Origin of the sequence: Nocardioides flavus (ex Wang et al. 2016) (assembly GCF_014653115.1) — a bacterium.
Taxonomy (GTDB): Bacteria; Actinomycetota; Actinomycetes; order Propionibacteriales; family Nocardioidaceae; genus Nocardioides; species Nocardioides flavus.
Window position 1 is genome coordinate 141,783 of sequence record NZ_BNAD01000007.1, and the last position, 22,222, is coordinate 164,004.

General features: G+C 71.8%; 21 protein-coding genes. 9 read left to right on the top strand and 12 right to left on the bottom strand.

From position 1 onward, the window contains the following. Together IE200_RS13415 and IE200_RS13420 are read right to left on the bottom strand one after the other, a co-directional pair. Complete coding sequence (locus tag IE200_RS13415) at nt 1–840, bottom strand: aldo/keto reductase (RefSeq protein WP_191279984.1); 840 nt, start codon at nt 838–840, stop codon at nt 1–3. 215 nt (nt 841–1,055) lie between these two features. Beyond that, on the bottom strand, nt 1,056–1,520 hold the full coding sequence (locus IE200_RS13420; RefSeq protein WP_191279985.1) for a PaaI family thioesterase: 465 nt from the start codon (nt 1,518–1,520) through the stop codon (nt 1,056–1,058). Nucleotides 1,521–1,569: 49 nt separating this feature from the next. On the opposite strand from IE200_RS13420, the gene helR reads away from it, so the two are divergent. Continuing rightward, entirely contained in the window at nt 1,570–3,789 is a 2,220-nt protein-coding gene (helR, locus tag IE200_RS13425; RefSeq protein WP_191280018.1) for an RNA polymerase recycling motor ATPase HelR, read from the top strand. Nucleotides 3,790–3,792: 3 nt separating this feature from the next. Here helR and mmuM read toward each other — a convergent pair whose 3' ends face one another. After that, a complete protein-coding gene (gene mmuM / locus IE200_RS13430) occupies nt 3,793–4,695 on the bottom strand; it encodes a homocysteine S-methyltransferase (RefSeq protein WP_191279986.1) in 903 nt (300 codons plus the stop codon). A gap of 44 nt (nt 4,696–4,739) precedes the next feature. On the opposite strand from mmuM, the gene IE200_RS13435 reads away from it, so the two are divergent. After that, on the top strand, nt 4,740–5,531 hold the full coding sequence (locus IE200_RS13435) for an Fpg/Nei family DNA glycosylase (RefSeq protein WP_191279987.1): 792 nt from the start codon (nt 4,740–4,742) through the stop codon (nt 5,529–5,531). A 7-nt stretch (nt 5,532–5,538) separates the two neighbouring features. On the opposite strand, the gene IE200_RS13440 is transcribed toward IE200_RS13435, so the two are convergent. Together IE200_RS13440 and IE200_RS13445 are read right to left on the bottom strand one after the other, a co-directional pair. After that, entirely contained in the window at nt 5,539–6,210 is a 672-nt protein-coding gene (locus IE200_RS13440) for an alpha/beta fold hydrolase (protein WP_191279988.1), read from the bottom strand. Beyond that, nucleotides 6,210–8,594, bottom strand: coding sequence for an ATP-binding cassette domain-containing protein (locus IE200_RS13445; RefSeq protein ID WP_191279989.1), 2,385 nt, complete (start codon nt 8,592–8,594; stop codon nt 6,210–6,212). Before IE200_RS13445 ends, IE200_RS13440 begins: the two co-directional genes overlap by 1 nt. A gap of 123 nt (nt 8,595–8,717) precedes the next feature. Here IE200_RS13445 and IE200_RS13450 point away from each other — a divergent pair, with 123 nt between their 5' ends. Both IE200_RS13450 and IE200_RS13455 read left to right on the top strand, forming a co-directional pair. Then, nucleotides 8,718–9,200 carry a pyridoxamine 5'-phosphate oxidase family protein gene (locus tag IE200_RS13450; protein ID WP_191279990.1) on the top strand — a complete coding sequence of 161 codons (483 nt, stop codon included), beginning with the start codon at nt 8,718–8,720 and terminating at the stop codon, nt 9,198–9,200. 12 nt (nt 9,201–9,212) lie between these two features. Beyond that, nucleotides 9,213–10,010 carry an SRPBCC family protein gene (locus IE200_RS13455; protein WP_191279991.1) on the top strand — a complete coding sequence of 266 codons (798 nt, stop codon included), beginning with the start codon at nt 9,213–9,215 and terminating at the stop codon, nt 10,008–10,010. On the opposite strand, the gene IE200_RS13460 is transcribed toward IE200_RS13455, so the two are convergent. Further along, nucleotides 10,000–11,112: a DNA glycosylase AlkZ-like family protein gene (locus IE200_RS13460; RefSeq protein ID WP_229856517.1), complete on the bottom strand. Its 1,113-nt coding sequence runs from the start codon at nt 11,110–11,112 to the stop codon at nt 10,000–10,002. The genes IE200_RS13455 and IE200_RS13460 overlap by 11 nt on opposite strands. A 196-nt stretch (nt 11,113–11,308) precedes the next feature. On the opposite strand from IE200_RS13460, the gene IE200_RS13465 reads away from it, so the two are divergent. Further along, a complete protein-coding gene (locus tag IE200_RS13465) occupies nt 11,309–11,455 on the top strand; it encodes a hypothetical protein (RefSeq protein ID WP_191279992.1) in 147 nt (48 codons plus the stop codon). On the opposite strand, the gene IE200_RS13470 is transcribed toward IE200_RS13465, so the two are convergent. Beyond that, on the bottom strand, nt 11,442–13,283 hold the full coding sequence (locus IE200_RS13470) for an alkaline phosphatase D family protein (protein ID WP_229856519.1): 1,842 nt from the start codon (nt 13,281–13,283) through the stop codon (nt 11,442–11,444). The two genes, IE200_RS13465 and IE200_RS13470, sit on opposite strands and share 14 nt — an antisense overlap. Further along, complete coding sequence (locus IE200_RS13475; RefSeq protein WP_191279993.1) at nt 13,280–14,296, bottom strand: zinc-dependent alcohol dehydrogenase family protein; 1,017 nt, start codon at nt 14,294–14,296, stop codon at nt 13,280–13,282. The genes IE200_RS13470 and IE200_RS13475 overlap by 4 nt, the downstream gene beginning before the upstream one ends. A gap of 100 nt (nt 14,297–14,396) precedes the next feature. Between IE200_RS13475 and IE200_RS13480 the strand changes: the two genes are divergently transcribed. Further along, entirely contained in the window at nt 14,397–15,920 is a 1,524-nt protein-coding gene (locus tag IE200_RS13480) for a helix-turn-helix domain-containing protein (RefSeq protein ID WP_191279994.1), read from the top strand. Between the two features lie 177 nt (nt 15,921–16,097). Here IE200_RS13480 and IE200_RS13485 read toward each other — a convergent pair whose 3' ends face one another. Then, nucleotides 16,098–16,484, bottom strand: coding sequence for a TFIIB-type zinc ribbon-containing protein (locus IE200_RS13485; protein ID WP_308433009.1), 387 nt, complete (start codon nt 16,482–16,484; stop codon nt 16,098–16,100). Between IE200_RS13485 and IE200_RS13490 the strand changes: the two genes are divergently transcribed. From IE200_RS13490 to IE200_RS13500, 3 genes are all read left to right on the top strand, one after another. Next, complete coding sequence (locus IE200_RS13490) at nt 16,393–17,217, top strand: glycerophosphodiester phosphodiesterase (protein ID WP_229856520.1); 825 nt, start codon at nt 16,393–16,395, stop codon at nt 17,215–17,217. The two genes, IE200_RS13485 and IE200_RS13490, sit on opposite strands and share 92 nt — an antisense overlap. After that, the gene (locus tag IE200_RS13495; protein ID WP_191279997.1) at nt 17,214–18,593 is read left to right on the top strand and encodes an MFS transporter; all 1,380 of its coding nucleotides are present in this window, start codon (nt 17,214–17,216) and stop codon (nt 18,591–18,593) included. The genes IE200_RS13490 and IE200_RS13495 overlap by 4 nt, the downstream gene beginning before the upstream one ends. 250 nt (nt 18,594–18,843) lie before the next feature. Beyond that, nucleotides 18,844–19,224 (top strand): RNA polymerase-binding protein RbpA, encoded by a 381-nt coding sequence (locus tag IE200_RS13500; RefSeq protein WP_129454004.1) that lies wholly within the window; start codon nt 18,844–18,846, stop codon nt 19,222–19,224. Nucleotides 19,225–19,245: 21 nt separating this feature from the next. Here the strand turns inward: IE200_RS13500 and IE200_RS13505 are convergent, their stop codons facing one another. The 3 genes from IE200_RS13505 to lnt are packed head-to-tail and all read right to left on the bottom strand — an operon-like array spanning nt 19,246 to nt 22,057. Then, entirely contained in the window at nt 19,246–19,749 is a 504-nt protein-coding gene (locus IE200_RS13505; RefSeq protein WP_191279998.1) for an FxsA family protein, read from the bottom strand. Then, nucleotides 19,746–20,498, bottom strand: coding sequence for a polyprenol monophosphomannose synthase (locus IE200_RS13510; protein ID WP_229856522.1), 753 nt, complete (start codon nt 20,496–20,498; stop codon nt 19,746–19,748). The genes IE200_RS13505 and IE200_RS13510 overlap by 4 nt, the downstream gene beginning before the upstream one ends. Further along, entirely contained in the window at nt 20,495–22,057 is a 1,563-nt protein-coding gene (gene lnt / locus IE200_RS13515; protein WP_191279999.1) for an apolipoprotein N-acyltransferase, read from the bottom strand. Before lnt ends, IE200_RS13510 begins: the two co-directional genes overlap by 4 nt. Nucleotides 22,058–22,222 lie beyond the last annotated feature (165 nt).

The window sequence follows — 22,222 nt, forward strand, 5'->3', positions numbered from 1 at the left end:
TCACATCTCCTCGTGGGTGTCGGGGTCGCCGCCGAACAGACGACCGTCTGGCTCGGCGAGCGCGGAGACGGCCGCCATCTCGTCGTCGGCCAGCTCGAAGCCGAAGACGTCGAGGTTCTGCCGCTGTCGCTCGGGGTCCGCGGACTTGGGGATCGGCAGCGATCCCAGCTGCACGTGCCAGCGCAGGATCACCTGACCGGGGGAGACCTCGTGCGCCCGCGCGGCCGCGGTGACGGCGTCCTCGTCGAGCGGCGCGCGGCGCTTGCCCATCGGGCTCCACGCCTCGGTCCGGATGCCGAGGCGCTCGTGGACCCCGCGGAGCTGCTCCTGCGGGAAGCGTGGGTGGAGCTCGACCTGGTTGACCGCCGGCGCGACGCCGGTGTCGTCGATGATCCGGTGCAGGTGCTCCTCGGTGAAGTTGGAGACGCCGATCGAGCGGACCAGACCGTCCTTCTGGAGCTGGACGAGCGCGCGCCACGCCTCGACGTACTTGCCCTGGCTGGGGTTCGGCCAGTGGATGAGGTGCAGGTCGGTCTGCTCGACACCGAGCCGCTGCAGCGAGTCGCGCACCGAGCGGACGGCGTCGTCGTACGCGTGGTGCCGGCCGGGGATCTTGGAGGTGACCAGCACCTCGTCACGGGGCAGGCCCGAGCGACGGATCGCCTCGCCGACCTCGAACTCGTTCTCGTAGTTCACCGCCGTGTCGAGGAGCCGGTAACCGACTTCGAGGGCGCTCAGGATGGCTGAGGTCCCGGCCTCGCCGCGCAGCGGATAGGTGCCGAATCCGATCGCGGGGATCGTCGTGCCGTCGTTGAGGGCGTACGTCGGGATGTCAGGCATGGGTCCCAACCTAGGGGACCGGCCTGACCGCGGGGATCACACTGGTGTGGTTCCCGGACCCGGACTATCTGACATAATGTCAGTTATCGGCGAACCGTGTTATTGGTTTCCTCGCAGTTTCCCCGCTCGAGCGGGGAAACTGGCTCCTGGAGGCGGTTGCAAACCCCTCCGGGAGTCGGAAACCCCCTCCGAGTCCGGATCGGGTGAGGCAGCGCTCAGCCGAGACGGCGCAGCTGGTACGTCCCGACGGTCGTCGCCACCACGTCATCCTGTGCGTCGGTCAGCGTGGCCTCCAGGACGAATTCGCCCTTGCCCGTCGCCAGCGCGTCCGCACGTACGCGCGACATCTCGTCCCCGGCCAACGACGCGGCAGCCCGTACGATTCCCAGTGCCGGGCGACGGAACCGGATCGTCGACTCCTTGACGAGCGGTACGAACCCGGCGAGCTCGCCTCCCGGCTCGAGGTCGAAGGACGCCAGGCACAGCATGCCACCGAGCATCTCGGCCGCGCTGAAGAGCGAGCCGGCGTAGGTGACGCCGAAGTGGTTGGTGTTGGGCTCCGGCGGCAGCTCGGCCGCCGCGAAGCCCGGCCTGACCTCCACGACACGGATCCCCATGGCCGCCAGGATCGGGACGGATCCGACGGCCTCGGCTGCCTCCACTCTCAACGTATAGGCCATCGGGGGGCTTGCCGCAAGCCCCCCGGTGGCGCCCACACTGCAGGGCGTGATGCCGCCTCGCGCTCCGCAGGACACGTTCCCGTTCGCCCTCCCCGACGCCCTCGCGGCCAAGTCCGCCCCGGCGCTCGTCGACGCCGACCGCGCCCACTTCCGTGAGATCGCCGACGGCCTCGCCCACGCCGTCTCGGAGCTCGAGGCTCGCCTCGCCGAGGTCAGGCGCATGCCTGCCCGCCACGGCACCGCCGCGCTCGAGCGCGACCAGGAGGTCCACCGGCTGTCAGCCCGGCTGCGTGCGCTGCGGCGCTACGACCTCGACCTCTGCCTGGGACGGATCGTGCACGTCGACCGGGAGGTGCCGACGTACATCGGTCGCTTCGGTCTCTCCGCGCCGGACGGTCGCCGGCTGCTCGTCGACTGGCGCTCGGCGGCGGCCGAGCCGTTCTTCGCCGCGACCCACGCACACCCGCGCGGGCTGGCCAGCCGTCGCCGGTACCGCTGGACCGGCGGGCGGATCGTCGACTACTGGGACGAGGCGTACACCGAGGAGGCACTGGTCCACACGGCGGCCCTCGACGACCAGTCGGCCTTTCTCGCCACCCTCGGCGCGAGCCGTACGCCCCGGATGCGGGACGTGCTGGGCACCATCCAGGCCGACCAGGACGCCATCGTCCGTGCCGGCTCGCACGGCGTCCTCGTGGTCGACGGAGGTCCCGGGACGGGGAAGACGGTCGTCGCGCTGCACCGCACCGCCTACCTGCTCTACGCGGACCCCCGGCTGGGGCACCGTCGGGGCGGCGTGCTGTTCGTCGGTCCCCACCAGCCCTACCTGGCCTATGTCGGCGACGTGCTGCCGAGCCTCGGCGAGGAAGGCGTGCGCACCTGCACGCTGGGCGACCTCGTGCCGCAGTCGGCGACCGCGGGTCCCGAGCCCGACGAGCGGGTCGCCACGCTCAAGGCCGACGTGCGGATGGTGGCCGCGATCGAGCCGGCGGTGGCGCTCTACGAGGAGCCCCCCACCGCGTCCTACCTCGTCGAGACGCCGTGGGTGGACGTACGGATCACGACGGCCGAGTGGACCGAGGCCTTCGACTCCCCCGACCCCGGCACGCCGCACAACCTCGCGCGCGACGACGTCTGGGACGCGGTGCTCGCGATCCTGCTCGACAAGGCCGCTGACGTCGTCGAGGACATCTCCCGCGACCAGCTCCACGCCGTCCTGGACCGCCACGCCGGACTGCGTGAGACGTTCGACCGCGCCTGGCCGCTGATCGAGCACACCGACCTCGTCGGTGACCTCTGGACCGTCCCAGCCTACCTGCGCCACTGCGCGCCGTGGCTGGAGCCCGACGCCGTTCGAGCGCTGCGTCGCGAGGACCCGGAGGCATGGACGTACGCCGACCTGCCGCTGCTCGACGCCGCACGGCTGCGCCTCGGCGACCCTGAGGCCTCGCGGCGTCGACGCCGTACGCAGGCCGCCGAGGCGCGCGAGCGTGCCCGGATGGGCGAGGTGATCGACGACCTACGGACCACGGCCCGCGAGAGCGGCGCCGACGAGTACGGCGAGGGGCTGGTGTCGATGCTGGTGCACGACGACCTGCGCACGGCGCTGGTCGACGACGGCGCGCTGCCGGCGGCCGACACCGACGGGCTGGCGGGACCGTTCGCGCACGTGGTCGTCGACGAGGCCCAGGAGCTCACTGACGCGGAGTGGCAGATGCTGCTGCGCCGCTGCCCGTCGCGCAGCCTCACCGTCGTGGGCGACCGCGCCCAGGCACGACACGGCTTCAGCGAGTCGTGGAACGACCGTCTGGCCCGCGTCGGACTCCCCGAGGTGGCCGTGGCTCCCCTCACCATCAACTACCGCACGCCCGCGGAGGTCATGGCCGAGGCCGAGCCGGTGATCCGCGCGGCGCTGCCCGAGGTCAACGTGCCGACCTCGATCCGGGAGAGCGGCGTGCCGGTGCTCCACTCCCCCGTCACCGCCCTCGAGCACGTCCTGCGCTCCTGGCTCGCCGAGAACGCGGAGGGGACGGCCGTGGTGATCGAGAGGTCGGTCGAGAGGTCTCGTGACGGACGCCGGAGCGCCCTCCTCGACCAGCAGGGGCTCGACCGGGTCCGGTGGCTGGCGCCGGAGGTGGCGAAGGGGCTCGAGTTCGACCTCGTCGTCCTGGTCGAGCCCGACTCGTTCGGCGACGGGATCACCGGCGCCGTGGACCGCTACGTCGCGATGACGCGCGCCACGCAGCGGCTCGTGGTCCTCAGCGGCTGAACCTCACGACGTGAGTGCGGCACGCAGCGCGGCGACGTCGTCGGTCCCGACGCGGCAGCATCCCCCCACCAGTCGCGCGCCCGCCGACACCCACGCCGACACCTCGTCGGGGTGGAAGGCCGACTCGCCCTCCCACGACCTCGTCGCGGCGTTCCACGACTGGCCCGAGTTGGGGTAGACGACGACCGGCCCGTGGGCACCCGCGAGCGGCACGGCCGAGCCCGCGTCGGCCGGCGTCGTGCAGTTGACCCCGACAGCAAGGATCTCGGCCACGTCGGCGGCCATCGAGAACGCCTCCTCCAGGGGCTCCCCCGCCCGGGTGCGACCGCCCGCCGCCGAGAGCGACAGCCAGGCCGGCACACCGCTCCCGTCGAGCTCGGCCAGCACCGCCTCGACCTCGGCCAGGCACGGGATCGTCTCGACGGCCAGCACGTCGGCGCCGTCGCCGACCGTGGAGGCGAGGACCTCGAGCCGTGGCCGGTGGAAGGCCCGCAGGCCGGCCACGTCGAGGTCGTAGTCGCCGCGGTACTCGGAGCCGTCGGCCAGCACGGCGCCGTACGGGCCGACCGAGGCGGCCACCCAGCCGTCGGGCGCCACGGCGTCCCGGGCGGCGACGGCCAGGTCCACGCTGCGGCGCAGCAGGGCCTCGACCTCGTCGCGCCCGACGCCGTCGGCTCCGAAGCCCTCGAAGGACACCTGGTAGGACGCCGTCGTCGCCACCTCGGCACCGGCGGCGAAGAACTCGCGGTGGGCGTCCTCGACGGCCCGCGGGTCGTCACGCAGCAGACGCGCCGACCACAGGTGGCTCGAGAGGTCGTGCCCGTGCTGCTCCAGCAGCGTCGCGAGCCCGCCGTCGAGGACCACGGGCCGCTGGGCGACGACGGAACGGAGGTCGGTGCGGCTCATGCCGTCATGCTCGCAGGGTTGGAGCGGTCGGCGACGATCGGCTCGTGCCAGAGGGACACACCATCCACCGCCTCGCCCGCCGCCACGACCGGCTGCTCGTCGGACAGCGCGTCTGCGTCGACAGCCCGCAGGGCCGCTTCGAGGACGGTGCGCGCGTCCTGGACGGCCGGGTGCTCGACGCCACCGACGCGTGGGGCAAGCACCTCTTCCACCGCTACGACGACCTGTGGCTCCACGTGCACCTCGGTCTGTACGGGAAGTTCCGCGACGGCGCCCTGCCCGCTCCCCCGCCGCGCGGCGCGCTCCGGCTGCGCCTGCTCGGCGAGGGGCACTGGCTCGAGCTGCGTGGGCCGACGGCGTGCGAGGTGCTCACCGACGCCGAGCGCGCGGTGGTGCTCGCACGTCTCGGTCCCGACCCGCTCCGGCGGCGGCCCGACGTCGAGCGCTTCGTCGCGCGCGTGCTCCGCAGCCGGGCGCCCATCGCCACGCTGCTGATGGACCAGTCGGTGGTCGCGGGCGTCGGCAACGTCTACCGGGCGGAGGTGCTGTTCCGGCAGCGGCTCGACCCCTACCGACCGGGACGCGACCTCGACGCCGCTCAGCTCCACGGCGTGTGGGACGACCTCGTCGGCCTCCTGCGAGCGGGCGTACGAGCCGGACGGATCATCACCACGCTCCCCGAGGACCGCGAACGGCCCGCGGGCCGACCGCGGCGCGTCGACGCCCACTACGTCTACGGCCGCGCCGGGCTCCCGTGCCGGGTCTGCGGGACCGCGGTCCAGGACGCGCTCGTCGCCGCTCGTCGTCTCTTCTGGTGCCCGGTCTGCCAGGCCTGAGCCCCGGTCAGCCCAGCGCGAGCACCGCGGCGCGGTCCTCGACGTGGGCGTTGTGCCCGAGCCCGCGGAGCGTGACCGGATCGGGCACGAGTGCTGCGAGCTGGTCGTGGGAGACCATGCGGTCGTGCTCGCCGCGGGCGAGGACGACCTCGCAGGTCACCGAGGCGAGGAGCCCGGCGAGGTCGGGGACACCGACGCCGAACGTGCGCGGGTCCTGCGCGAGCCGCCAGCCGCTCCCCTCCCCCGCTGCCACGCGGTCCACCACGGCGTCGTCGGTCATCGGGTCATCGGGCGGGACCAGCCCGGCCAGGCCCGAGACCCGCAGGAACCGCTCGACCGCCGCACCACGGGTGTCGTACGTCGCCACGGGCCGCGCCGCCAGCGCCCTCGCGCGTTCGACGTCCTCGGCCGACCACGCCACCTTGATCCCGAGGCCGACGACCCTCCGCACGCGGTCGGGGGCCTTCGCAGCGAGCGCGAGTGCCACGACGCCGCCCATCGAGTGCCCGACCACCGTCGCCGGCTCGTCGCCGAGCAGCGGCAGCACTGCCTCCGCCATCGCGTCGAAGGAGTAGGCGTCGTGCCACGGCGCAGCCCCGTGCCCGGGCAGGTCGGGTGCCACGCCGTCGTCGGCGTGCCACACGCCGCCCGTCGCACCGAGGCCGTGGAGGAGCAGCATCAGGCGCCCACGTACGCCGCGAGGTGCTGTCCGGTCAGGGTCGGCGCCGCCGCCTCGACCATCTGCGCGGGAGTCCCCTCGAAGACCACCGTGCCGCCGTCGTGGCCGGCACCGGGGCCGAGGTCGATGATCCAGTCCGCGTGCGCCATCACGGCCTGGTGGTGCTCGATCACGATCACCGAGCGGCCCGAGTCGACCAGGCGGTCGAGCAGCGCGAGCAGGTTCTGCACGTCGGCGAGGTGCAGCCCGGTGGTGGGCTCGTCGAGGATGTAGACGTCGCCCTTGTCGCCCATCTGCGTGGCGAGCTTGAGCCGCTGGCGCTCACCTCCCGACAGCGTGGTCAGGGGCTGGCCGAGCGAGAGGTAGCCCAGCCCGACGTCGACGAGCCGCTCGAGGATCTTCACCGCGGCGGGGATCCTCGCCTCCCCCTCGCCGAAGAGCGCCAGCGCGTCGACGACCGACATCTCGTGCACCTCGGCGATGTCCTTGCCGCCGAGCGTGTGGTCGAGGACGTCGGCCCGGAAGCGTCGTCCCTCGCACTCCTCGCACGGAGACTCCACGGTCGCCATCGGGCCGAGCTCGGTGAGGATGACCCCGGCCCCGTTGCAGGTCGGGCAGGCTCCCTCGGAGTTGGCGCTGAAGAGCGCCGGCTTGACGCCGTTGGCCTTGGCGAACGCCTTGCGGATCGGCTCGAGCAGGCCGGTGTACGTCGCCGGGTTGCTGCGGCGCGACCCCTTGATCGCCCCCTGGTCGATGACGACCACCTCGTCGCGGCCCGCCAGCGAGCCGTGGATCAGCGAGCTCTTGCCCGAGCCGGCGACGCCCGTCACCACGGTCAGCAGGCCCAGCGGGACGTCGACGTCGACGTCCTTGAGGTTGTGCATCGACGCGCCACGCACCTCCAGCGCGCCCGAGGCGGACCGTACGGACTCCTTGAGCCGCGCTCGGTCGTCGAGGTGCCGGCCCGTGACGGTGTCGCTCGCGCGCAGGCCCTCGACGTCGCCCTCGAAACAGATCTCGCCGCCGGCTGAGCCAGCGCCGGGACCGAGGTCGACGACGTGGTCGGCGATCTGGATCGTCTCGGGCTTGTGCTCGACGACGAGGACGGTGTTGCCCTTGTCGCGCAGCTGCAGCAGGAGGTCGTTCATCTTCTCGATGTCGTGCGGGTGCAGCCCGATCGTGGGCTCGTCGAAGACGTACGTCACGTCGGTCAGCGACGACCCGAGGTGGCGGATCATCTTGGTGCGCTGCGCCTCGCCGCCCGACAGCGTGCCCGCCGGCCGGTCCAGCGACAGGTAGCCGAGGCCGATCTCGGAGAACGAGTCGAGCAGGTGCTGCAGTCCCTTGAGCAGCGGCGCCACCGACGGCTCGTCGAGGTCGCGCACCCAGTCGGCGAGGTCGCTGATCTGCATCTCGCACAGGTCGGCGATCGACCTGCCGCGGATCTTCGAGCGCCGCGCCTCGGGGGTGAGCCGGGTGCCCTCGCAGTCGGGGCAGGTCTGGAACGTGACGGCCCGCTCCACGAAGCGCCGGACGTGGGGCTGCATCGCCTCGGGGTCCTTGGACAGCATCGACTTCTGGATCTGCGGGATGATGCCGGTGAACGTCAGGTTGACGCCCTCGACCTTGATCTTGGTGGGCTCCGACCACAGCATCGTCTCGAGCTGCTTCTTGGTGAACGTCCTGATCGGCTTGTCCATCGGCAGGCCCATGCCCTCGAAGAGCCGGCCGTACCACCCGTCCATGGAGTAGCCGGGCACCGTCAGGGCTCCCTCGGACAGCGACTTCTCGTCGTCGTAGAGCGCAGTCAGGTCGATGTCGTTGACCTTGCCCATGCCCTCGCAGCGCGGGCACATGCCCCCGAGGTAGACCTCCTGCCTGGCGACCCGGCGCTCGGTGCGCCCGCCCTTCTCGGTGGTCATCATCCCGCTGGCCTTGCGGGTCGGGACGTTGAACGAGTACGCCGTGGGCGGGCCGACGTACGGGTCCCCGAGCCGGCTGAACAGGATCCGCAGCATCGCGTTGGCGTCGGTCGCGGTGCCCACGGTGGAGCGCGGGTTGGCCCCCATCCGCTCCTGGTCGACGATGATCGCGGTGGTCAGGCCCTCGAGGTGGTCCACGTCGGGCCGGGCGAGGGTGGGCATGAATCCCTGCACGAACGCGCTGTAGGTCTCGTTGATCAGGCGCTGCGACTCGGCGGCGATCGTGGCGAAGACGAGCGAGCTCTTGCCGGAGCCCGACACCCCGGTGAACACGGTCAGGCGGCGCTTCGGCAGCTCGACGCTGACGTTCCTCAGGTTGTTCTCCCGGGCGCCCTCGACGCGGATCAGCGCGTGGTCGTCGGCCGGGTGCGTGCTCGTGGTGCCGGTGGTGGTGCTGGACATGCGGTGCGTCTCCTCCCCGTGGCAGGCCATCCTGCCAGTTCGACGCGCCACCGAGGGCGTACGTGACGCGACCGCCCGGGTGGATGAGGCAGTCGCTGGGCACGGCGTGCCATGGTCGAGGGCATGACGACACACGACGACCAGCTCGGCACCGTCGCCGAGATCATGAAGGACACCGACATCGCGGTGCTCACCTACGTGTCGTTGCAGGGCGCGCTCGTCTCCACGCCGATGGGGACGCAGGACTTCGAGCAGCCGGGGACGACCTGGTTCCTCACCGAGCGTGACACCGACAAGGTGCGTGCCATCGAGGCCGACCCGCGCGTGAACGTGGCCTACTCGAGCAAGGCGGGATTGGTGTCGCTGTCCGGCACCGCCCGGGTGAGCCAGGACCGCCGCAAGCTCGAGGAGCTGTGGGACGCCTCGGCCGGCGCGTTCATGTCCGGCGGCCCCGACGACCCGTCCAACGTCCTGCTCGAGATCGACGGCTCGACCGCGGAGTACTGGGAGTCGCCGGGCCGGGTCAACGCCGCGATCCAGCTCGCCAAGGGACTGCTCGGCGACGAGAAGCCCGACCTCGGCGACAACGACACGGTCATCCTCTGAGCGGGGGCTGACGTGCTCGTCGAGGCCACCGGTCCCGCCCACCCCGACGAGGTGTGGCGGCGCTTCACCGACCCCGCGGAGTGGACCGTCTGGGCGCCCCAGGTCCGTGACGTCCAGACGGACGCAGCGGTTCTGGCCGTGGGCGTGACGGGCCGGGTCCACGGTCCCGCCGGCCTCGCGGTGGACTTCCGCATCACCGAGCTCGACCCTGGGCTCCGGTCGTGGACCTGGGAGGTCGGCCGGGCGTCGGCGCGGGTGCGGATGGACCACCACGTCCTCCCGGCGCCGGGAGGCGGGAGCCACGCCCTGGTGCGCGTCCATCCGCCGACAGCGAGCCTCGTGCAGCCCTATCGCGTGCCGGCCGGGATGGCGCTGCGGCGCCTGGTGCGCACGACCGGAGGTGCCGACGCCACCCCCGAGGCGGTGCAGTCCTTCGACTTCGCCTTCGCCCCGTCGTACGCCCTCGCGGCGCGTGCGTTCGGGATCCGGCCGGGCACCACGACCGTCGAGGTCGGCCCGCGCTGGCTGTACGTCCGCTACGGCCCGTGGCGGCTGGCGACCCCGCGCGACAACATCGCCTCGGCGCAGCTCACCGGGGGCTTCTCCTTCGTGAAGACCGCCGGTCCGCCCCACCTGTCGTTCACCGACCGGGGCGTCTCGATGACCACCAACGGTGACACGGCGCTCTGCCTCACCTTCCACGAGCCGGTACCCGCCATCGACCCGACCGCCACGATCACCCACCCCGGCGCGACGTTGTCGGTGGCCGACCCGCACGGCCTGGCCGAGGCGCTCGGTTTCACGGTCTGACGACCGCGAGCCCCAGCCACTCCCCCAGCGCGTCGAGCTCGGCGTGCACCCGGCGCCGCCGGGCGGCGGACCAGTCGCCGTCCTCGTGGACGGCATCAACCAGCAGCACCCCGCCGTCGCGGTCCGCGGTCGCGTCGACCTTGCCGACGAGCTCGTCCCCGTCGAGCACCGGCATCGCCCAGTAGCCCCAGCGACGCTGCGCCGCCGGCTTGTACATCTCGAGCTGGTAGTCGAAGCCGAACACGTCCGCCATCCGCTTGCGGTCGAAGACGAGTCGGTCCAGCGGCGACAGGACGGCCGTACGCCCCTCGAAGTCGGCCAGGTCGTGCAGCCGGTCGGGGTCCACGCGCCACAGCCCGCGTACGCCCTCGATGCGGGCCGGCTCGCCGGTGTCGCGCACGTCGAAGGGCTCGTCCCACGCCTCGAGGGCGCGCGGGCGGGCGATCCCGAGCGCGCTGAGGCGGCGACGGGCCAGCACCCGGTGCGCCTCCTCGGCCGGGACGGCGGGGTCGCCGGGGTGGACGCGCTCGGCGAGGTCCCAGCGGCGCTCGCGCCCCTCGCGGGAGGCCACGGCGACCTCGCCGCGCGCCTCGAGGCACTCGAGGAGCTTCATCACGTTCTTGTCGTTGGTCCACCCCGAGGAGCGCCACGGGACCTCGCAGCTGTCCGGCAGGTCGCGCGCCGCCATCGGCCCCTCGGTGCGCAGCAGGGCCAGCACCTCCCGGCGGCACCCGTCGTTGGCGGCGACCCAGTCGCGCACGTCCTCCTGCCACTCCTTCAGCGGCGGTCGGCCGGGCCACGCGTCCATGTCCGTCCGGAAGAGGGCGATGTCCTCGCCGGGGCGCCACATCGCCTGGAGCTCGACCAGGGCACCGTTGCCCACGAGCTCCTCGAGGTGCTCCTGCTCGTACGCGCTCCCCAGCCGGGACCACAGCGCGAGGTCGGCGTGGTGGGCGACGACCCGGGTCAGGTCGACCTGGAGGAACCCCAGGTGCCGGACGGTGTCCAGCACGTCCACGGGTCGGTCGGCCGCGAGCAGCTGGGCGCGCACGGCGATCCGACGCGCCTCCCGGCGCGTCAGGTCGTGCACGGAGACGGACACGTCGCGATCCTAGGCCGCCGACACCGTACGGACGGGTCACGCGCGCATGGCCCGAACGGGTCATTCGTGCCCCAGATCGGGCACTTCCGGGCGGGTTGGCGCCCCGGCGGCGTCATCCGGTGCGACCCTCGACGTCACAGGAGCAACGGGTCGGCACCGGCCGGTCCACCGCTCGAGGCAGGGAAGGAGGACGCCGATGTGGGACACCGTCGAGACCAGCACGCTCCACCTCTCGCACGACCTGCCGTGCACCGGCTGCGGGCACGCGCTCCACACCTACCTGCCGTGCTCGGACACCTGCGACTGCGCGCGCGGTCGCGACCGGCTGCTCAGCGCTGTCTGACCCGGTCCTTGACCTTGTCGCGATAGCGGCGACGCAGCCCGCGGACGAGCCGCTCGCGCACCTTGTCGTGCGGCGGCGGGTGCCCCTGGTCGTCGAGCTCGTAGCTCGCGACCTTGGCGAGCCGTGGCCGCTCGTGGTCGTCGATGACCTCACCCGTGGCCCACCACATCTTGAGGCTGGGGCCGTTGATGCGGAGGAACGCCAGGTTGTTGTCGAACCACGGCCCCTCGGCGTACGTCCAGGTGAGCGGGGCGTCCGGCACCCGGGCCGACCTCGACGCGAGCCGGCCGACCGGGCCGGCGACCCCGTAGGACAGCACGGCCGTCGCGAAGCGCATGTTGCGCGAGAGCGGGTTGCGGATCGGGGAGCAGACGGCCTGGAGGATGGTCGACGTGAGCTCCGGGCCCCCGTGCGCCGAGCGGGCCTCGCTGACATAGCTGTGGTGCACGTCGCCGGACAGGAAGGTCACCGTCGACGGAGCCCTCCCCCGCTGCCCGGACGCGACCTCCATCGCCTGGCGCGCGAGCTCCTGGAAGCTGTTCTGGAACGCTCCCCAGTGCTCGAGGTCGACCACCTGGCGCATCCACTCGCCGATCCGGCCGCCCCGCTCGCCCCACGCCCCCTGGGCCAGCGCCTCGCTGAAGGCCTCGAGGTGGTGCAGCCCGCGGGCCAGCAGGAACGGCAGGGAGGTCGCGACGAGCAGGTGGTCGACGTCGCCCCGCAGCTGACGGTCGAGCCACGCGGCCTCGTCGGGGTCGAGCATCGCGCGGTCGTCCGGGTCGAGCTGCCGGGCCGCCCGTGAGTCGACGACGACGAGCCGGGCCTGGGTGTCGAAGTCGCGGGTGTAGCTCCAGCGGTAGGTCTGCGGCTCCTGGTCGACCCGGGCGGCGAAGGCGTCGATGAGCGGACCGAGGTCGTGCTCGTCGTGCCCGCGGTGGGCGCGCACCGCGGTGTAGATCTCGTCGTTCTCGCGCTCGGCGGGCGACATGTTGCCCAGGTGCTGGTAGACCCAGTAGGACGCCAGGCCCGCGACGATGCGGCCGTGCCACCACGACGTGGCCTCCATCTCGGTGCGCCAGTCGAGCGAGGTGTTCCAGTCGTCGCGGATGTCGTGGTCGTCGAAGATCATCGCGCTCGGGACCGTCGACAGCACCCAACGGTTGGCCGGGTCCGACCACGCCAAGCGGTAGAGCTCGGCGTACTCCTCGTAGTCCTGGAGCTCGGTCCACGGTGGCTCCTCGATGTCGCGCCGCGACTCGATGAACGCCCGCATGGCGTCGGTGGTCTCGTCGGCGTAGACCTGGTCGCCCAGGAACAGCACCAGGTCGGGCAACCGGTCCGTGGCCAGGTCCGGGTCGTCGGCGTCGGCCGGCGCGACCTGGTCGGCCACGCGCAACGCCCAGGCCCGGAGCGCGTCGACGCCGTGCAGGCGGTTGCCCTTCTCGTCGTGGGAGACCGACGTACGGCAGGAGCCGAAGGCCAGGTGCAGCGGCCGTCCGGCCTCCAGCGTCGCGATCACCGGCGGCGGGTACGGCGAGCCCGCGGGCGGCCACACCTGGTCGTCGTCGAGCGCGACCGTGTAGGCCTCGGTGGTGCCAGGGGTGAGCCCGTCCAGCTCGACGAGCGCGTAGTGGTGGCCGTGGACGAGGAACGTACGGGCGCTGGCCGAGGCCTCGCCACGGGTGACGGTGACGGTCGCCGCGTCCTCGGTCTCGACCCAGACAGCGGCCGAGGTCTCGTCGACGTGGCGCAGCAACGGACCGAGGCGCAGCCGGTCCTCTGCATCTGCGCGGTGGTCGTCGACGTGGTCGCCCGTGTGCTCGCTCACGGCTGGAGCAGGACCTTGATCGCGCGGCGTTCGTCCATGGCCCGGTAGCCCTCGGCCGACTCGGCCATGGGCAGCGTGAGGTCGAAGACCCGGCCCGGGTCGATCGCACCGGACAGCACCCGCTCGAGCAGGTCGGGCAGGTAGCGGCGAACGGGCGCCATGCCGCCCGCGAGTCCGACGTTCTTCTGGAACATCCGGCCGACCGGGAGCTCGACACCGTGCGGCACGCCGACGAACCCGACGGTGGACCCCGGACGCGCCACAGTGAAGGCGGTCCGCATCGCGGCGTCGGTGCCGACGCACTCCAGCACGGCGTCCGCGCCGATGCCGTCGGTGAGGTCGGCGATGCGTGCCTCGCCCTCCTTGCCGCGCTCGGCGACGATGTCCGTCGCGCCGAACGCCCGGGCGATCTCCTGGCGTGGCTCGTGGCGCGACATCGCGATGACGCGCTCCGCTCCCATCTGCGCGGCCGCCAGCACACCGCTGAGCCCGACGGCCCCGTCGCCCACCACGACGGCCGTGTGTCCCGGCTGCACACCGGCAGCGACCGCGGCGTGCCAGCCGGTGGCCATCACGTCGGTCAGGGCAAGGAGCGAGGGGATCAGGCGCTCGTCGGGCATCCCGTCCGTGGCGACCAGGCTGCCGTCGGCCTGCGCGACGCGGGCGTACTCACCTTGCCCGCTCTGCGTCATCCCGAGGTTGACGCACGCCGACTGCACCCCGGCCCGGCAGTGGGCGCAGGTGTTGTCGCAGTGGCAGAACGGGACGATGACGAAGTCGCCGACCTTGGTCTCGCGGACGTCCGCCCCCACCTCCTCCACCACGCCGACGCACTCGTGGCCGATGGTGGCGCCGGCGGTGACGTCGTTCTCGCCGCGATAGGGCCAGAGGTCCGACCCGCAGATGCAGCCCGCGACGACCTTCACGATCGCGTCGGTGGGCAGCTCGATGCGGGGGTCAGGGACCTCCTCGAAGCGGATGTCGCCGGGGGCGTGGATCGTGGTTGCGCGCATGGTCGGATCCTGCCACGCGGGTGCCAACGATCACGTCCGCAGAGACACCCTCGGGTGGGCTCAGAATGGCGTTATCTCATATCTGAGATACCGTGGTGCCATGGCTGACTACAAGGGTCGCATCGGCAATCTCATCCGCGACGCCCGCAAGCACCGCGGGCTCACCCAGCACCAGCTCGCCGAGGTCCTCGGCACGAGCCAGAGCGCCATCAACCGGATCGAGAAGGGGCACCAGAACCTCTCGCTCGAGATGCTCGCCCGCATCGGTGCCGCCCTCGACTCCGAGATCGTCGCCCTGGGCGCCGGTCCCACCCACCTGCGCGTGGACGGCCCCACGACCCTGTCGGGCTCGATCGACGTCAAGACCTCGAAGAACGCCGGCGTGGCGCTGCTGTGCGCCTCGCTGCTCAACAAGGGCCGTACGACGCTGCGCAAGGTCGCGCGCATCGAGGAGGTCAACCGCCTGCTCGAGGTGCTCAACTCCCTCGGCGTGGCCACCCGGTGGCTCAACGAGGACAACGACCTCGAGATCGTCCCGCCCGCCGACCTCAACCTCGCCGCGATCGACGAGGGCGCCGCGCGGCGCACGCGCTCGGTGATCATGTTCCTCGGCCCGCTGCTGCACCGCTACGACACGTTCGAGCTCCCCTACGCGGGTGGCTGCAACCTCGGCGAGCGCACCGTCGAGCCGCACATGTCGGCGCTGCGCCCGTTCGGTCTCGACGTGAAGGCCACCGACGGCAGCTACCACGCGAGCGTCAACCGGGCCGTGGAGCCCGAGCGTCCCATCGTCCTCACCGAGCGTGGCGACTCGGTCACGGAGAACGCGCTCATGGCTGCCGCGCTGCACCCGGGCACGACGGTGATCCGCAACGCCTCGTCCAACTACATGGTCCAGGACCTCTGCTTCTACCTGCAGAAGCTGGGCGTCACCGTCGAGGGCATCGGCACCACGACCCTGCGCATCACCGGCAGGTCCTCGATCGACGTCGACGTCGACTACGCGCCGTCGGAGGACCCCATCGAGGCGATGTCGCTGCTCGCCGCCGCGATCGTCACGAGGTCGTCGATCACCATCCGCCGGGCCCCGATCGAGTTCCTCGAGCTGGAGCTCGCGATCCTGGAGGAGATGGGCTTCCGCTACGACCGCTCCCCCGAGTACCCCGCGCTCAACGGCGAGACGCGCCTGGTCGACATCACCACCTACCCCTCCGACCTCCGGGCGCCGCTGGACAAGATCCACCCGATGCCCTTCCCCGGCCTCAACATCGACAACCTCCCGTTCTTCGCGGTCATCGCGGCCGTCGCCGACGGCCAGACCCTGCTGCACGACTGGGTGTACGAGAACCGTGCGATCTACCTGACGGAGCTCAACAAGCTAGGCGCCCAGGTCAAGCTCCTCGACCCGCACCGCGTGCTCGTGGAGGGCCCGACCCACTTCTCCGGCGCGGAGATCGTCTGCCCGCCGGCGCTGCGTCCCGCCGTCGTGCTGCTCATCGCGATGCTGGCCTCGAAGGGTCGAAGCGTGCTGCGCTCCACCTACGTCATCCACCGCGGCTACGAGGACCTCGCCGAGCGGCTCAACGAGCTCGGCGCGAACATCGAGACCTTCCGCGACATCTGAGACGGGCAGCCGCGGACGAGGAACGAGTCAGCGGCGTGGGCCCGGCCAGATCGAGCAAGCCCTCCGAGCGAGGAGCGAGCTCGGAACGGGCGCGTCGAGATCTCACGTTGGTGGAGAGATGGTTTCGAGGCTCGTCGCTGGCGCTCCTCGCACCTCAACCACCGAGACGAGGCCTCGTCAGCCAAACAGCGTCTCCACCCAGGCCCGCGACACCTTGCCCATCGCCGGCGGGGCGGTCATGTCGGCGGTGATCCGCGGCAGCGGGGCGGTGTGCTGACCGGCGTTGCGGTGCCAGTCGTTCTCCGCCTCGATCAGCAGGCCCAGGTCAGCGCGCGCCAGGAACACTCCGTGCCCGTCGGGGCACTGGTTGACCGTCGCCTCGCCGAGGGTCTTCTCGTCCATCTCGGCACCACATCGGGGACACGTCATGCTCTCCATCCCCCGACGGTACCGCTGCATCCATACTTCTGGCGTGAAGTCACCGCACCCGGCCGCCCGGGGATACCTCGACTCCGCCCGTCCGCTGGCGTTCGCCCACCGCGGCGGCGCGTACCACCCCGACATCGAGGGCCTCGAGAACACCGTGGTCGCGTTCGCGCATGCCGTGGAGCTGGGATACACCTACCTCGAGACCGACGTCCACGTCACCCGTGACGGTGTGCTGCTGGCCTTCCACGACACCGTCCTCGACCGCGTCACCGACCGCACGGGCCACGTCGGCGAGTCGACGTACGCCGAGGTGCAGCACGCGCTGATCGCCGGCCGGGAGCGGGTGCCGACGCTCGGGGAGCTCTTCGACGCCTTCCCGGGCGCGCGCTTCAACATCGACCTCAAGTCGGCGGGCGCGGTCGAGGCGCTCGCCGACTTCCTCGAGGAGCGCGAGGCATGGGACCGGGTGCTCGTGGGCTCCTTCTCCCGGCGCCGGCTGTCGGCCTTCCGGCGGCGCACGCGAGGCCGGGTCGCGACCTCGGCGCACCCGCTCGAGGTGGCCGCGTTCGTCCTCTCCCCCAGCGCCCGGCTGGCGCGCTGGATCACCCGGGGACGACCGGTCGCCCTCCAGGTCCCGCACCGCCAGGGCCGCCTGCTCGTCGCGTCGGCGGGGCTCGTACGGAGGGCGCGCGCCGCCGGCGTGCAGGTGCACGTCTGGACGATCGACGACCCGATCGAGATGAACACGCTCCTCGACCGCGGTGTCGACGGCATCATGACTGATCGCACGGACATACTCAGGGACGTGCTCCGCGCCCGCGGACAGTGGCACGGCCCCGCCGAGGGCCGTATGGAAGGTGAGGCATGAGCGACGGAATCGACCGAGTCGTGACCGGCGGCGGGATCGCCGACCTCGAGCCGCTGGAGCAGGCGCGGGAGCAGAAGGCCTGGTACTGGTACGACTGGGCCAACAGCGCCTACACGACCACCATCGGCACCGTCTTCTTCGGGCCCTACTTCATCAACCTCGCGGAGAACGCGGTGGGCGGCGAGGAGGGGCGCTTCGAGGTCGGCTCGCTGTCGTTGCCGCCCGACTCGCTCTTCTTCTGGCTCATCACGGTCTCCACGATCCTGTCCGCGCTGATCCTGCCGCCGCTCGGCGCCTACGCCGACCGCGTGGCCAACAAGAAGCGACTGCTCGCGACGCTGGCCTGGACGGGTGCCTTCTTCGCCTCGCTGATCTTCTTCGCCACCGGCGACAACTGGCTGCTGGCCGCCGTCGGCATCGTCTTCGGCAACCTGTTCTTCGGCGCCGCGGGCGTGGTCAACGACTCGATCCTGCCGCTGATCTCCGACGAGGACGACCGGGACCGCGTGTCGTCACGCGGGTGGGCGTTCGGCTACCTCGGCGGCGGCCTGCTCCTGGTGCTCAACCTCGCCGTCTACCTCGGTCACGAGGCGCTCGGGCTCGACGAGGGCCTGGCCGCGCGGCTGTGCATGCTGTCCGCAGCGGTCTGGTGGGCCGGCTTCACCCTGATCCCCTTCCTCCGGCTGCGCAACCACCAGCCGGTCGACGTCGAGCCGGTCGAGGGCAACGCGGTGCGCCGCAGCTTCGGCCAGCTCGCCGCCACCCTGCGGGAGCTGCGCAACTACCCCATGGCGCTGACGTTCCTGGTCGCCTACCTGTTCTTCAACGACGGCATCCAGACCGTCATCGCCTCGGCGTCGGTGTACGGCTCGGAGGAGCTCGGCCACTCCCAGACCGTCCTCATCGCGACCATCCTCATGGTGCAGTTCGTGGCCTTCGGCGGCGCGCTGCTCTTCGGCCGGCTGGCCGGGCTGTTCGGCGCGAAGCGGTCGATCCTGCTCGGGCTCGCCATCTGGTGCGTGATCGTCACCGTGGCGCTCTTCCTGCCGGCAGGCAACGTCCCGTTCTTCCTCGTTCTGGGGGCTGCCATCGGCGTCGTGCTCGGCGGCACCCAGGCGCTGGCCCGGTCGTACTTCTCGCTGCTCATCCCGCGGGGCAAGGAGGCCGAGTACTTCAGCTTCTACCACGCGATGGACCGCGGCACCTCGTGGTTCGGCACCGCCACGTTCGGCATCGTGCTGGCCGTCACCGACTCCTACCGCCCGGCGATCTTCGCCCTCATCGCGTTCTTCGTCATCGGCGGCCTGCTGCTGACGCGCGTCGACACCGAGCGTGGGATCCGGGAGGCCGGCAACGACGTACCAGCCGTCATCTGAGGCCTGTCGCCGCCGGCACCGTACGGCCCTCCACCCCCAAGGGTGAAGTTCGTCTCGCCTGAGCGGGACTGCCGCGGTCACGAATCCGCGGAATTGCGACGACCCCGCTACCGTTGAAGGCTGTAGAACTTCTGGTGCACCAGAGCCGCGTCGTCACGAGCGGCGTCACGGACTGCCGTCCGGCTCGTTGCACTGGGAGAGACCCCAACACAACACAACGGGTGTCAGCAACCCAATGGAGGTGGGCACTGTGGCGGAGCGCACACTGCGTGGCGCACGGCTCGGAGGCCAGAGTTTCGAGGACGAGCGCGGCATCGAGTTCGCCGCTCGGCAGCAGGTCGGTTATCGCTGCAAGCAGGGACACGACTTCGAGGTCACGATGTCGGTCGAGGCCGACATCCCGGCCGTGTGGGAGTGCCCGCGCTGCGGTGCCGAGGCGCTGAGCACCGCGGGGATCCTGCCCGAGGAGAAGGTCGAGAAGCCGGCCCGCACGCACTGGGACATGCTCCTGGAGCGTCGCTCGGAGAAGGAGCTCGAGGACATCCTCAAGGAGCGGCTCGAGCTGCTGCGCGGCGGCGAGATCGGCCCCGCGCACCTGCACCGCGCCAACAAGAAGAAGCGAGTGTCGTGATCGACCGCTGAGCTGCGGCGATCACTCGACGACGTCGCCCCGGACCACCGGGCCTCCGGGCCCCGGTCCGGGGCGCGCGTCATTTCCGGAGCGTGTGCCGAATCCGGGCGCGGCCACCAGCCGCCGTTCCACCACGGTGGTGAGCATGCGGCGGGCCACCGGTCGGGTGAAGGGCAGGACCAGCAGGATCCCGGCGACGTCGAGCACGAAGCCGGGGCTCAGCATCAGGGTGCCGCCGATCAGGATCAGTGCGCCGTCGGCGATCTCACGTGCCGGCATCCGGCCGCTCTGCAGCGCCGTCCGCAGGGCCTGCCAGGCGCGACCGCCCTCCCGCTTGATCAGCCAGGCGCCCACCAGGCTGTCGAGCACGAGGAGAACGATCGTCCACCACGGTCCGACCAGCTGCCCGACCTGCAGGATCGCCCAGATCTCGATGAGTGGCACGGCGACGAACGCCGCGGCCAGGGCCGGGCGCAGCCACCGCCTGCGGCGGGGACCCGTACGGGGCGCGGTGGGGTGCGTCATCCGCGTCTGCCCCGTCGACGCAGCTGCGCACGCCGCTCGGCCAGGCCCCAGCGGGTGATCTTGCGCAGTGACTCGGTGGCCACCTGGCCGCTCATCTTGGAGTCGCCGCGCTCGCGTTCGACGAAGTCGATCGGCACCTCGGTCAGGCGCAGCCCACGGCTCAGGGTGCGGTAGGCGAGATCGGTCTGGAACACGTATCCAGTAGACCTCACCGAGGCAAGGTCGATGGCCTCGAGGGTGGACCGCCGGAACAGGCGGTAGCCGGCCGTGGCGTCCTTGACGCGGATGCCGAGCAGCAGACGTACGTAGAGGTTGCCGCCGCGCGACAGCAGGAGTCGCTGGACCGGCCAGTTGACCACCGACCCGCCGGGCACGTAGCGCGAGCCGATCACGAGGTCGGCGGTCCGCAGGGCCTCGACGAGGCGGTGGAGCTGCTCGGGCTGGTGGGAGCCGTCGGCGTCCATCTCACCGATGACGTCGTAGCCGGCGCGCAGGGCCACGTCGAACCCGTGCAGGTACGCCGCGCCGAGGCCGGCCTTCTCGGTGCGATGCACGACGCTGATGGCGGGATCGGCTGCGGCGAGCTTGTCGGCGAGGTCACCCGTGCCGTCGGGGCTGTTGTCGTCGACGACCAGCACGTCGACCCCGGGCTGCGCCGCCCGCAGCCGTCCGACGATCCACTCGAGGTTGTCCGCCTCGTTGTAGGTCGGGACCACCATCACGCAACGGCCGAGGCCTTCGACACTCACTCGGTTCCACCCTGTTCCGACTCGCGGTCCGACGGGCGGACGCCCGGCCGGGCACGACGATAGGCCACCGCGACCGCCGCCGCGTGCAGGACGAGGAAGAGCAGGACGAGTCGCCCCGGCCAGACGCCGAGGCGTACGGCCAGGGTGGTCGTCGTGCTGAGGCCGACGGTCTCCACCAGCACCTCGTGGGTGCGAGCCGGCGCGGAGGCGACCACGGACCCGTCCGGTCGTACGACGCCCGACACGCCGTTGATGGCCGCGACCACCACCCACCGTCCGGTCTCGACCGCGCGCAGCCGGCTGATCTCGAACTGCTGCGCGAGCTGCCCGGTCCGGCTGAACATCGCGTTGCTGGTCTGCACGGTGACGAGCTCGGCGCCGCGGGCGACCTGCCCGGCGATCCCGTCGTCGTAGGCCACGTCGAAGCAGATCGCGTCGGCGACGAGGTGCTCGCCCACCCGGATCGGCTCCAGGCTCGTGCCGCGCACCATGTCGCGTGGCACCTCGGTGAGGCGTCCGTACGTCGACGGCATCCAGCTGCTGCCGCGGAACGGGATGTACTCGCCGTAGGGCACCGGGTTGCGCTTGGTGTAGCGGTCGCCGCTGCCCAGGCCCGGCTGGTAGACGATGCCCTGGTTGAGCACCTGGGTGTCGTCGAGCGGGTTGCTGTTGGTGCCGCCGACGATGATCGGCACCTCGATGGCGTCGGAGGCCGCGACGATCCCGGCGCGGACGCCGGGATCGAGGAACGGGTCGACGGCCGTGGAGTTCTCGGGCCAGACCACGAAGTCCGGCTGCTGCTGCTCCCCCGCGTCGACGGCTGCGGCCAGCTCACGGGTCAACCGCACGTGGTTGGCCGTCACCTCGCGGTGCACCGCCGGGACGTTGAGCCCGGTCCCGGGGACGTCGCCCTGCACGAGGGCGACCGTCGCGCTGCCGGTGCGCTCGAGCGGGTACGGCGCGAGCGTCGGGGCCAGGGTGACGACGGCGAGAGCGGCGACCACTGCGTAGGTGGTGCGCGTCGAGGCAGGAGCCTGACCGCGGGACCGCGCGCTCAGCTGGACCAGCAGCCAGGCCAGCGTCGTGCCGGTGAGGGCCACGAGGAAGCTCACGCCCGTCATGCCGACCCAGGCGATGGCGTCGGCCCACGGGGTGTCCGCGGTGGCGAAGACCAGGCGGCCGAACGGCATCCCGCTGAACGGGAAGCCGCTGCGCCACGTCTCGACGCCGACCCACCACAGGGCCGCGAGGACCGGCCATGCGCGCACCCGCATGCTCCAGGAGAGTCCGATCCCGAGGGGCACGAAGAAGGCCGACTCCAGGGTGCACATCGCGATCCACGCGTCGGTCCCGACCGCGCGCATCCAGACCATCACCGAGAAGATGAAGGCGATGCCGAACACCAGACTCGGGACCCACGCCCGCAGAGGCGCCAGGCCGTGTACGGAGATGACCAGCGCCGCGACCGCCGGCGGCATCAGCCACGCGTGCCCGATCGGCTCGAAGGCCGCGGCGAGGGCGAGACCGCCGACCAGGGCGAGGAGGCAGCGCAGCGGCACGCACAGACCGTAGCCGACGGTCCGGCACGAGGGGCCACGCGCCTGCAGCGGAGCGGGAGGAACGAGGGGGCTTCGGACCAACGCGCGCTCGACTGGCTGACGAGCACGCGAAGTTGTCTAAGGCCCCGTGGTTCCTCCCGCATCCGGCCCCCGCGGGACGCCGTC